General features: G+C 66.1%; 8 protein-coding genes. 5 read left to right on the forward strand and 3 right to left on the reverse strand.

Going from position 1 to position 6,769, the window contains the following annotated elements:
- Positions 1-98: 98 nt before the first annotated feature.
- Positions 99-605, reverse strand: coding sequence for a hypothetical protein (locus tag AB0B76_RS55620; protein ID WP_360393529.1), 507 nt, complete (start codon positions 603-605; stop codon positions 99-101).
- Positions 575-862: a hypothetical protein gene (locus AB0B76_RS55625; protein ID WP_360393532.1), complete on the reverse strand. Its 288-nt coding sequence runs from the start codon at positions 860-862 to the stop codon at positions 575-577. The genes AB0B76_RS55620 and AB0B76_RS55625 overlap by 31 nt, the downstream gene beginning before the upstream one ends.
- Before the next feature lie 174 nt (positions 863-1,036).
- Between AB0B76_RS55625 and AB0B76_RS55630 the strand changes: the two genes are divergently transcribed.
- The 3 genes from AB0B76_RS55630 to AB0B76_RS55640 are packed head-to-tail and all read left to right on the forward strand — an operon-like array spanning position 1,037 to position 2,639.
- On the forward strand, positions 1,037-1,336 hold the full coding sequence (locus tag AB0B76_RS55630) for a hypothetical protein (protein ID WP_360393534.1): 300 nt from the start codon (positions 1,037-1,039) through the stop codon (positions 1,334-1,336).
- 2 nt (positions 1,337-1,338) lie between these two features.
- Positions 1,339-1,851 (forward strand): MEKHLA domain-containing protein, encoded by a 513-nt coding sequence (locus AB0B76_RS55635; protein ID WP_360393537.1) that lies wholly within the window; start codon positions 1,339-1,341, stop codon positions 1,849-1,851.
- Positions 1,848-2,639: a GNAT family N-acetyltransferase gene (locus AB0B76_RS55640; RefSeq protein WP_360393539.1), complete on the forward strand. Its 792-nt coding sequence runs from the start codon at positions 1,848-1,850 to the stop codon at positions 2,637-2,639. Before AB0B76_RS55635 ends, AB0B76_RS55640 begins: the two co-directional genes overlap by 4 nt.
- A 105-nt stretch (positions 2,640-2,744) precedes the next feature.
- On the opposite strand, the gene AB0B76_RS55645 is transcribed toward AB0B76_RS55640, so the two are convergent.
- Positions 2,745-3,563, reverse strand: a complete 819-nt coding sequence (locus AB0B76_RS55645; RefSeq protein WP_360393541.1) for an alpha/beta hydrolase — start codon at positions 3,561-3,563, stop codon at positions 2,745-2,747.
- A 244-nt stretch (positions 3,564-3,807) separates the two neighbouring features.
- Between AB0B76_RS55645 and AB0B76_RS55650 the strand changes: the two genes are divergently transcribed.
- Together AB0B76_RS55650 and AB0B76_RS55655 are read left to right on the forward strand one after the other, a co-directional pair.
- On the forward strand, positions 3,808-5,289 hold the full coding sequence (locus AB0B76_RS55650) for a hypothetical protein (RefSeq protein WP_360393543.1): 1,482 nt from the start codon (positions 3,808-3,810) through the stop codon (positions 5,287-5,289).
- A 90-nt stretch (positions 5,290-5,379) separates the two neighbouring features.
- Complete coding sequence (locus AB0B76_RS55655) at positions 5,380-6,342, forward strand: sigma-70 family RNA polymerase sigma factor (protein ID WP_360393546.1); 963 nt, start codon at positions 5,380-5,382, stop codon at positions 6,340-6,342.
- The last annotated feature ends 427 nt before the right edge of the window (positions 6,343-6,769 follow it).

Here is a 6,769-nt window from a genome sequence, read left to right on the forward strand (position 1 = left end):
AGTTGACGAAGAGTGAATCGTCCGGCCGGGTGTAGTACATGTAGTTCGCATACCCTCCGGACGCGGTGACTCGGCCCAAACTTCGACTGCGCCGGCAACTATCGGATGGCCGACGCACCGTCCGCTGCGACCCGGGCGCTGATATCGGGTTCGAAGAGCCGGGAGATCGGCTCCACGAGGTTCATGACGCGGAAGAACGTCCGTGCCACCAGCGGATCATCGGCCGTACGGGCGGCGAGGCGGCTGAGATACCCCGCGTTGTCCGGGATCTGCGCCCCGTCCAGGAACAGGCGGTCATTGCCGGTCGCCAGCAGCCACGGCTCCTGGATCACCGTGCCGACCTCAGCGAAATATCGGATACTCACGCTCTCGGTCGAAGCGGACAGCAGGTTTCGCAGGAGCAACGCCTCCAGCGCAGCGACGGTGATGCCTTGCGCGTACAGCGGATTGAACGAGCAGAGGGCGTCGCCGATCGCCATAAAGCCGGCCGGTATGCCCTCGACGACCTCGTAACGCCGCCATGCCTCGCGCGGATATCGCATCTGGACCGGGTCGTCGATGGGCTCCGCGGAGATTACTGCCTCGGCGATGTCGGGGTTCGGCAACGCCTTGGCCCAAGCGCCCCGGCCGCGAGCAACCGGTCCGCGACATCGCCGAACAGGTCGTCCAGCGCGGCCGCTCCACGAGCGAGCAGCCCATGCACGTGCCTGCCCTGCGGCACGCCACGACGAGGGCCGATCGACTCCGGGACCTGGTCACGGTCGAAGATCAACACCTGGTCGTAGGCGTCGCTGAGCCCACGCGCCGCGAGCAGGCCGCTGAGCGAACCACCGATGACGATGGCCCGGCGGCTCTTCCGCATTACTTTCCCTCCGTCAAGCGTGATACTGACTGGGTAAGATCAACGAGTTCTTTTAGCACCATCAGCACGCTATTGCGGGCCAATTACTTCCGACTTGACAAAGTGTTCCGTCGGCCGCAGACGGGTCCGGTTGGAGTCCAGTGATCGGTAACTCGCGGGGCCTAGGTTCGTCGAATGCACAAGAGTTCACTTCGCGTCGGCGCTGTGGCCGCCATCGCCGCCTGGGTTCTGCTCGCCGGCGGCACCGCGGCTGTCGCGACGCCACCCGGCCCCGGCGTTTCAGGCACTGTCCTCTCGCAGACCACGGTCGGCGACACCGACTACACCCTGCGAGAGATCACGATTCCGGCCGGACAGTCCACCGGGTGGCACTACAAGGGGCGGACACCGGTGGTGCTGGACGTTCTCCACGTACTGCCGCCCGGCGCCCCGTTCTCCGAGGACGCGCCTAACCTGGGCTGCGACTTCCAGTAATCATGCGGACAAGATCCTGGCATAGGGACGACGCCGAGTTCGCCGAGTTGCTCGCCCGCAGCTATCTCGCGCTCATCGGCCGGAAACTTCTCCCGGACGAGCACCGGGGGGTGGAGGCAGCCGAGTGGCTGTACGAGGCACCCTTCGGGCTGCTGGCCCACGACACCTCTCCGGACCCGCTGTTCGTCTACGCGAACCGGCGCGCACAGCGACTCTTCGGCTACCACTTGGACGAGTTCATCGGGCTGCCCTCGCGCTTGTCCGCGGGTCAGCAGGACCGCCGGTCACGTGAAGCCCTCATGGACCAGGTGCGCCGGCACGGCTACGCCCAGGGCTATCGGGGCCCTCGGGTCACCAAAGACGGACGCCCGTTCTGGATCGAGGACGTGACTATCTGGAACCTTGTCGTCTCCGATGGCCCGCCTGCCGGTCAGGCCGCACTCATCCGCGATGTGACGTACGGCACCTCCGGAGGACCGAAGGTGAGCAGCTCAGGCGACGTCCAGGAAACATGAACTACGACAGCGAAACAGCCGAAGCCGAGTGGGTGTACCTGTACGGGAAGGTCGCGCCGGCTGCGCTCGGTGCGACAGTCGCCCGCATCCGCGAAGGCGTCGTCCTTCACATGCGATTCGACCCGATCGACTACTGGAGCCAGGCGCTCGGCTTCACGGAGCCCGTCACCGCCGATCTGCTCGACGAAATCCTCGAGCACTACCGCCGCGATGGTGCACGAACGGCCACGCTGCACTTCTCGCCAGACCTTCTTCCGCCCGATTTCTCGCAGCTGGCCGCCGAGCGCGGCCTCGTCGCGACGTGGACGAAAGCAAAGCTGGGCGGCAAGGCCGCGGACGTCAAGACCGCCCCGACCGACTTCCGCATCGCGCCGGTCACCGAAGGCGACGCCGCAGAGTTCGGGGAGGTGGTCCTGACCGGATTCGGTGCGCCGGGCACGCCACTATCGGAGATGATCGAGGCAAGCGTCGGTGCACCGAACTGCTACCCGTTCGCGGCGTGGGACGGCGACACAATGGTTGCTGGTGGAAATCTGCTGGTACACGGCGAGATCGGGGCCCTGCATTCGGGCAGCACGCTGCCCGATTACCGCGGCCGGGGGGCCCAATCCGCGTTGATCTCGGCGCGTGCCGAGGCGGCGCGAAAGGCCGGATGCCGATGGGTCGTCGCGGAGACCGGCCTCTCCACGCCGGAACAGCCGAACAGCTCGTACAACAACATGCGCCGCGCCGGTCTGGCCGAGCTGTATCAGCGTGTGGTGTGGCGATGGACAGCACCGGAAGCGTGAGCGAAAAAGTGGGGTTTCGGGTCGTGGTCTGAAACGAGGTCGCAGCACCAGCGGCGCCGGCGATGAGGAATCCCCATCGCCGGCGCCGCGTTCCGTTTCGGCGTGTCAGGACTGGATGAACGCCAGCAGGTCGGGGTTGAGGACGTCGGCGTGCGTGGTCAGCATGCCGTGCGGGTAACCCGGATACGTCTTCAGCGACCCGTTCTTGAGGTGCTCGACGGCGCGCGGCACCGAGCTGGCGAACGGCACGATCTGGTCGTCCTCGCCGTGCATCACGAGCACCGGCACCGTGATCCGCTCAAGGTCCTCGGTGTAGTCCTCTTTCCACGAGAAAACAGTCTCGTAAGAAGCCTGGATGCTGCCGGCCATTCCCTGCCGCCACCAGTTCGCGATGACCGCTTCGGACGGCTCGGCCCCCGGCCGGTTGTAGCCGTAGAAGGGACCCTCGGGCACCGCCCGGAAGAACTCCGACCGGTTGTTCAGGATCCCCGCCTGCACCGCGTCGAACCACTCCGGCGGCTGACCCGCCGGGTTGTCCTCGGACTGATACATGTTCGGCGTCAGCGAGGCGACCAATACCGCCTTCGCCACCCGATCCTGGTACCGGGCGACGTAACGGGCGACCTCGCCACCGCCGGTCGAGTGCCCGATGTGCACCGCGTCGCGCAGGCCGAGGTGCTCGGTCAGCGCGGCCAGGTCCGCCACCCAGTGATCCATGTCGTTGCCGGCGCCGACCTGCGTCGACCGGCCGTTGCCGCGCCGATCGTGCGCGATGACCCGGTAGCCCTTGTGCAGGAAGTAGATCATCTGGGCGTCCCAGTCGTCGGACGACAGCGGCCATCCGTGGCTGAAGACGATCGGCTGGCCGGAGCCCCAGTCCTTGTAGAAGATCTCCACACCGTCGGAGGTGGTGATAGTAGGCATTCTCGTCGTTCCTCTCCATCGTGGGGACAGTCGTCCCACGACCGTGTCAGGTCGACGTGCATTCAACGGTGTCCTACGAAATTATTTGTGAACGAACGGCGTGACGGGTCGGCAGGCTCGGAACAACCCGTCAACTACAACTCAACATTCCCCTTTCGTCGCGATTTGGCCAACAGCTCGGGGCCTGCGGAGCTCCCGGTATCGGATGAAGACGTTGTCAACTCTCGCCCACTACTTTTGGTCCGTGACCATCAGCAGACTGGACTTCGAGACCGGCGTCTTCGACAAGGAATACATCAGACTTGCCGGTACGCGTGAGGGCATCGTTCGAGGCGGGCGGGACCTGTTCGACCGGCTGCCCGCAGCATTTGAAGGCATCAACCAGATCGGTGTGATCGGATGGGGTCCGCAGGCCTCGGCCCAGTCGCAGAACCTGCGTGACTCGCTGGCCGGCAGCGTCAAGGTCGTCGTCGGCCTGCGGCAGGGGTCCTCCTCCTGCGACGCCGCCCGGGCTGCCGGGTTCTCGGAAGCGGACGGAACGCTCGGCGAGATGTTCGACGTCATCGCCGGATCGGACATGGTGCTGCTGCTCATCTCCGACTCCGCGCAGGCCGCCCTGCACGAACGGATCTTCGCGGCCCTCCGGCCCGGCGCGACGCTGGGCCTGTCGCACGGATTTCTGCTCGGCTACCTTGACCAGCAAGGGAGCCGCTTTCCCGAGGGCATCGACGTGATCGCCGTCTGCCCGAAAGGCATGGGCGCCTCGGTGCGAGCGCTGTACCTGCAGGGCACTGAGACCAACGGGGCCGGCATCAACGCCAGCTTCGCGGTCGAACAGGACGTCAGCGGCCGCGCCGTCGACCGCGCGCTGGGCTGGTCTGTCGGGCTGGGCGCGCCGTACACGTTCCAGACGACACTGCGCTCCGAATACCTGTCCGACCTGACCGGCGAGCGGGCCATCCTGCTGGGCGGCGTGCACGGCATCGTCGAAAGCCTCTACCGGCGGTGCCTTGAACACGGGCGGTCCGAGACCGAGGCATACCGGCACTCGGTCGACTGCGTAACCGGCCCGATCTCCCGCATCGTCTCGAAGGAAGGCCTGATCGGGCTGTACCGCCGGCTCGACGAGGATGAGCGCAACGCGTTCGCCGTGGCATACTCGGCCGCCTACCCGGTCGGTCTCGAGCTGACGCACGAGATCTACGACGAGGTCGCCTCGGGCAACGAGATCCGCTGCGTCATCCTGGCCGGCGAGCGGCTCACCCGCTTCCCCATGGGCAAGATCGACCGAGCGTCGATGTGGCACGCCGGTGAGATCGCGCGGCAGGACCGCGACGACAAGCAGCTACCGCTGGACCCGGTCACCGCCGGCACGTTCTGCGGCGTGATGATGGCGCAGATCGACACGTTCATCGAGAAGGGTCACCCGTACTCGGAGATCGCCAATGAATCGGTCATCGAGGCGACGGACTCCCTCAACCCGTACATGCACGCCCGCGGCGTGGCCTACATGGTCGACAACTGCTCGACCACGGCCCGGCTCGGATCCCGCAAGTGGGCACCACGATTCGACTACCTGCTCACCCAGTGCGCATACCCCGCGATCGACCACGGGGCCCGCACGCTCGACGCCACCCTGATCAAGGCCTTCGAGGAACACCCCATCCACGACGTCCTCAGCATCTGCGCGCAGATGCGCCCATCAGTTGACATCTTCGTCCAGTAACCTCGGCGTCCCGGCCGCGGGCCGCAGACCTGCGGCCGGGACGCCGCCTCGCCCTGGAAGAGTTTGTCTACCAGCCCGAATGAAGTTCGAATGATGCTAATTGAGTCACGATTGCCGACAGTCGACGAGACGGTGCAACTGGTCCGGGCGGCCCAGCAAGGTGATTCGGACAGCTTTGCTCTGATGTTTCAGATTCACTACGCGGGCATGCTCGCCGTGGCCTCCCGGATTCTCGGACCGGGGCCGGATGCCGAGGACGCCTGCCAGGACGCGGCCATCACGGCGCTCGGCCGGATCGGCGAACTGCGTGATCCCGCCGCCGTACGGCCATGGCTGCACACGATCGTGCGCAACATCTGCTTGAGTTTTCTGCGCTCTCGCCGCCCCGTGCCGGTCGGCGTGGCCGGGGCGGACCTGCCGGCCTCCGAGGCCGACGATCCGGTGGCGTCGATCGAGCGCATGGCTCAGCGTGACTGGATCTGGCATGGGCTGCAGCAGCTGACACCACGGAGCCAGACCGTCGCATTGCTCCGATATTTCAGCGACAACAACTCGTACGAGCAGATCGCGTCCTTGTGCGGAATCCCGGTCGGCACCGTCGGGAGCCGGCTGAACGAGGCACGGCGACAGCTCGCCGGAATTCTCCCGAGCATCCAGAACAAACGGCACGACGACATCGATGCGTTGACCGCCGAGCGACGTGAGGAGGCGAGCACGATTCTGACCGCGATCGCCAATGACGTTGCCCTGAGCCAGGTGGAGGGACGCTGGGCGGATGGCATGACCATGTGGTGGCCCAGCGGCAGGATCAGCACCGGCCTGGAGTCGCTTTTCGCGGTGATGCAAAACAACTACGACGACGGTGTAACCGCGCGGCTCACCGGCCTGGTGGCCGGTCCCGGGATAACGATCTGGGAGAACGCATTCGTCAACCCGCCGGACGACCCCGACCACTGCCCGCCGGGGGCAACCTGGCTGCTTCGAGAGAAGGACGGCGTCGTGCAGGAGGTACGCCTGATACACGCTCGGCCCGCCGAGGCAACAACGGAGTAATCGGGGCTCATGCGGCGCTGGTTACGCACCGGTACCGCTGGTGCTACCGCATTGCAGGATTTTTCGAACACGCCGGCCTCGTCGATCCGGGAGTCGTCAGGCGTGGACCGAGGGCATGCTCCTGCTGTTACGGGCACGACTGCTCCATGCCACCGGTGAACCCGACGCGGTCGTCCGGGTCGCGGCGGAGAAGGCCAGAGCCCTGTCCGCCGAGCGGCGCCCTGCTGTTCGCCCGCCAGGCCGACGAATTCCTCGCCGGCCTGGACTGACCTTGTCGACGCCCACTCGGGCACCTTCGCCGAACCTGCCCGGGGCACGTGCCACCAGTAGATAAGTAGTCATCTGTGTCCCTTGTGGACGCCCTGGCGGGTGGGAAAATGGGATGGTTGCCCGCCGACGTCGTCGCGGCTTGGTTCGATGAGACCGT

It is taken from the genome of Dactylosporangium sp. NPDC049140 (assembly GCF_040648435.1).

What these genes read in the sequence shown, in the direction of transcription:
- AB0B76_RS55625 (WP_360393532.1), bottom strand. Translation starts at nt 862, where the DNA reads ATGCGGAAGAGCCGCCGGGCCATCGTCATCGGTGGTTCGCTCAGCGGC.
- AB0B76_RS55630 (WP_360393534.1), top strand. Translation starts at nt 1,037, where the DNA reads ATGCACAAGAGTTCACTTCGCGTCGGCGCTGTGGCCGCCATCGCCGCC.
- AB0B76_RS55635 (WP_360393537.1), top strand. Translation starts at nt 1,339, where the DNA reads ATGCGGACAAGATCCTGGCATAGGGACGACGCCGAGTTCGCCGAGTTG.
- AB0B76_RS55640 (WP_360393539.1), top strand. Translation starts at nt 1,848, where the DNA reads ATGAACTACGACAGCGAAACAGCCGAAGCCGAGTGGGTGTACCTGTAC.
- AB0B76_RS55645 (WP_360393541.1), bottom strand. Translation starts at nt 3,563, where the DNA reads ATGCCTACTATCACCACCTCCGACGGTGTGGAGATCTTCTACAAGGAC.
- AB0B76_RS55655 (WP_360393546.1), top strand. Translation starts at nt 5,380, where the DNA reads ATGATGCTAATTGAGTCACGATTGCCGACAGTCGACGAGACGGTGCAA.